3 protein-coding genes are annotated in these 4132 nt (G+C 72.4%); 2 read left to right on the top strand and 1 reads right to left on the bottom strand.

Going from position 1 to position 4132, the window contains the following annotated elements; translation table 11 throughout:
* Positions 1-10 precede the first annotated feature (10 nt).
* Positions 11-1819: a fatty acyl-AMP ligase gene (locus tag D7W82_RS02185; protein WP_120616729.1), complete on the bottom strand. Its 1809-nt coding sequence runs from the start codon at positions 1817-1819 to the stop codon at positions 11-13.
* A 180-nt stretch (positions 1820-1999) separates the two neighbouring features.
* On the opposite strand from D7W82_RS02185, the gene D7W82_RS02180 reads away from it, so the two are divergent.
* Together D7W82_RS02180 and D7W82_RS02175 are read left to right on the top strand one after the other, a co-directional pair.
* Positions 2000-2908 carry a cupin-like domain-containing protein gene (locus D7W82_RS02180; RefSeq protein ID WP_158617563.1) on the top strand — a complete coding sequence of 303 codons (909 nt, stop codon included), beginning with the start codon at positions 2000-2002 and terminating at the stop codon, positions 2906-2908.
* 16 nt (positions 2909-2924) lie between these two features.
* The coding region (locus D7W82_RS02175) for an MFS transporter (RefSeq protein ID WP_147439182.1) at positions 2925-4132 on the top strand (1208 nt) is incomplete at its 3' end.

The raw sequence follows: 4132 nt of genomic DNA, 5'->3' as shown, positions 1-4132 counted from the left end.
GGGATGGGGCTCAGTCGTGGCCAGGGGACTTGAGTTCGGGGCCGGCCTGGAGCGTGCTCAGGCTTCCGGAGAGGAAGCCCTGGCGGCACGCCCGCCGTTGCAGCTTGCCGCTGGAGGTCTTGGGCAGGGTCCCCGGGCGCAGCAGCAGCACCTGGTGGACCTGGACTTCATGAGCGTCGGCGACGGCCTTGCGCACCGCCCGCACGACGTCGTCCAGCCGCTCCTCCGCGTCCGGGGTCGTGGAGGCCCGGACGCCCGGCGCGTGCCGGTCCAGCTCCGCCGCGACGAACAGCCGCTCCTCGCCGTCCACGTCCACCGGGAACGCCGCGCACGCCCCCTGGCGCACGGAGGGGTGGCTGCGCTCGACGGTCTCCTCGATGTCCTGGGGATAGTGATTGCGCCCGTGGAGGATGATGAGGTCCTTGAGCCGCCCGGTGACGAACACGGTCTGATCCCGCAGGAAGCCCAGGTCGCCGGTGCGCAGGAAGGGGTCCGCCTCCGGCTCCCCGGCGAGCCGCGCCTGGAACGCATGGGCGGTCTCTTCGGGCTCGTTCCAGTAGCCCTGCGCGACGCTGGGGCCGCGCACCCAGAGCTCTCCCACCCGCTCCGGGCCACAGGGGCGCCGGGTCTCCGGATCCACGGCGACGACGGTGAGGTCGGCCGCGGGCGTGCCGCATCCCACGAGCCAGCGTGAGTCGTCCCCCGCCTCCGTGGCGTCAACGATCTCGTGGCGCTCCAGCGCCGCGGCCCGCACGCGGGCGTACACCGGCCCGGTGGAGGACGGTCCGCCGCTGACCTTGAGCGTCGCCTCGGCCAGCCCGTAGCAGGGGTAGAGGGCGCCGCGGCGGAACCCGGCCACCGCGAACGCGTCGGCGAAGCGCTCCAGGGTGTCCCGCCGCACGGGCTCCGCGCCGTTGTAGGCGACGCGCCAGCTCGACAGGTCCAGCGCCGCGCGCTGCTCGGGCGGGATGCGGCTGACGCAGAGGTCGTAGGCGAAGTTGGGGCCGCCGCTGTGGGTGGCGCGGTAGCGCGACAGGGCCTGGAGCCACCGCAGCGGGTGTTGCAGGAAGGCCAGCGGGGCCATGCCGTGGCTCACGAAGCCGCCGTAGAGCGGCTGCAGGATGCCGTCGATGAGCCCCATGTCGTGGAAGGCGGGCAGCCACGTCACCGCGACGCTGTCCTCGGTGTGCCCGAAGCCCGCGTGGATGGCCTCCAGGTTGTGCAGCAGGTTGCGGTGGCTCACCCTCACGCCCTTGGGCGCGGAGGTGGAGCCGGAGGTGTACTGGAGGAAGGCGAGCGACTCGCCGGAGACCGCGGGCGGCACCCAGGCCGACTCCGCCCCGGCGGGCAGCACGTCCGTGGCGCACCAGCGCGACACCGGGAGCTCGGGCGCGCGCGGGCGCAGGAACTGTTCAATCTCCCGCGAGGTCAGCACCACCGACGGCCGGGCGCTCGCCGCGATGGACAGCAGGCGCGGCAGCGTCCGCTTCAGGTTGCCACGGCCGGGCGTGTACGCCGGCACGGCGATGAGGCCCGCGTACAGACACCCCATGAAGGCGGCGATGAAGTCCAACCCCGGTGGTTGGAGCAGGAGCGCGCGCTCCCCCACGGCGCTTCCCTGTTGCAGCACCGCGGCGATGGCCCGTGCCCGCTGGTCCAACTGCCCGAACGTCAGCGAGGCGTCTTCACGCTCTCCGTCCCGGAGGAAGGTGTGGACGACGCGGTCCGGCTGGCTCGCGGCCCGCAGGCGCCCGAGCTCAATCAGCGTCGCGGGCTGCTCGTCGGTGAAGTGCGGAGGACGGACGCGAGTGGTTTCCATGGACGGACGTTCGAGACGTTCTGGGAGGAGTTCAGTCCGGGGCGTGGGAGGCATTTGGAGTCGCCGCCTGGAATCCGGCCAATATGTCATATCGCGTTGTGTCCAGGTAAGGGGGCTTTCCCAGGAGAGGAATGGTGATAGTTTCCACCCGCGAATCCGCCCTCGCGAGGACGACTGTCCGTGCAGTTTCCACAGATTGAACGCCGAGCAGGCCTGAGCGACCACGCCTTCATCCGGGACCATCTCCGCCAGCGCAGGCCGGTGGTCGTCACGGACGCGATGCGCGACTGGGCGGCCCTGGGGAAGTGGACGCCCGACTACCTGAAGGGGTTGCTGGGGGACATGACCGTGTGCCTCCAGGGGGGCGGCTTCCAGGAGACGCGCCGGATGCGTTTCGCGGACTACGTCGACCTGCTGCCACGCTTTGAGTCCGGCGACGTGCCCGCGGGCCAGGAGGTGCCCTACCTGCGCTGGTCGGACGAGGACGGCGGGTTCACGGACGCGCTGTTCCGGTGCGTCCGGGACGACTGGGCGCGGCCCTCCTTCCTGCCCGAGCGCTTCTACCTGCACCCGCACGTGCTGCGCTCGGATCCCACGACGCTGCGCCACCCGGCGTCCGGCATCTACGTCTCCCCGAAGGGGGCGGTGACGAAGCTGCACGCGGACTCCGGGCTGACGAACGCCGTGCTGTGCCAGGTGCATGGCCGCAAGCGGTGCTTCCTCATCTCCCCGGACCAGGCGCCCCTCTTCCCGGACCTGAAGTCCCGCACGCCGGAGCCGTGGGACTCGCCGCGCCTGCGGGAGGCCTACGCGGGCGCCCGCGTGCTGGAGACCGTCCTCGAACCGGGCGACATCCTGTTCATCCCGGGCTGCTGGCTGCATGAGGTGTACACGCTGAGTGCCAGCGTCTCGCTCACCTACAACTTCGCCCACGTCACGGAGGCGGCCCGGTACATGCCCTTCGCGGTGCATTACGTCGCGTCGGAAGCGGCGCGGCAGCTCTCCCCGCCCGTGCTGCGGCGGCCCGTGCTGCGGCTGTTGGAGGGGTACGCGCGGCTCGGGCGGAGGCTGAACCTCGAGGGCTTCTGACGCGAGGGAGGGAGCGGTGCTCCCGACCTCCGCGCGGCCCGCCAACGCCATGCAGGGACCGATGACGCCATCCGGAGCCGCCGACCGCCTGGAGGACGGCGTACGCGTCTGGTCGCGGCCCTTCCTGCTGTTCTGGCTGGGCCAGACGGTGACGCAGGCGGGGTCCGCCTTGACGCGCTTCTCCCTGGGTGTCTGGGTCTTCCAGCGGACCGGGTCGGCCTCCCAGTTCGGCCTCATCGTGCTGTTCGGTTCGCTGCCGGCGGTGCTCGTCATGCCCTTCACGGGCGCGCTGGTGGACCGGATGGACCGCCGCCGGGCGCTCATCCTCAGCGACGTGGGCGCCACGCTCTGCACCCTGGCGCTCGCGGCGCTGCTGTTCGTGGGGCGGCTGGACACCTGGCACATCTGGCTCATCGTCGCGGCCAACTCGCTGTGCGGTTCGCTGGGACAGCCGGCGCACTTCGCGCTCGTCACGCAGCTCGTCGCCCGGCGGGAGGCGGCGCGCGCGGATGGGATGTTGCAGATCAGCGACGCCATCTCCGGGCTGGCGGCCCCCATCGTGGCCGGGGTGCTGGTGTCGACGGTGGGGTTGACGGGCGTGGTGGTCATCGACGTGGTGACCGCGCTGTTCGGGCTGTCCACGCTGGCCCGGCTGCGCGTCCCCCCGCGCCTCTTCGCGGGCGCGGAGGCGCCGCGACAGGGCCTGCTGCGCGAGGCGGCGGAGGGCTGGGTGTACCTGCGTCAGCGGACCGGCCTGTTCGGCGTGCTGCTCGTCTGGGCCGCCATCAGCTTCATCGTGGAGCTGGTGACGCTGGCCGTCTCTCCGCTGGTGCTGTCGTTCGCGAGCCCCGTGGCGCTCGGCTCGACGCTCGCGGCCGGGGGCGCGGGCATCCTGACGGGCGCGCTGCTGATGAGCGCCTGGGGGGGACCGCGGCGGCTGGTGGACGGCCTGCTGGGCGCTGCCTTCGCCGGGGGCCTCGCCATCAGCGCCATCGGTCTGTGGCGCTCGGTGCCGTGGATTGCGGGCGGCCTGTTCGTCAGCGGCCTGTGCCTGTCGTGGCTCTCCACCTGCGTGCAGGCCCTGTGGGCCCGCTGTGTCGCGCCCGGGGTGCGGGGCCGCGTGTACTCCGTGCGGGCCGTCATCCAGGGGCTCTGCGTGCCGGTGTGCGCGCTGCTCGCGGGCCCCCTGTCGGAGGGCGTCCTGGAGGGGCTGTGGCTGGGGGG

It is taken from the genome of Corallococcus sp. CA049B (assembly GCF_003611685.1).
GTDB lineage: Bacteria > Myxococcota > Myxococcia > Myxococcales > Myxococcaceae > Corallococcus > Corallococcus coralloides.
This window is presented reverse-complemented; position numbering and strand designations above follow the sequence as displayed.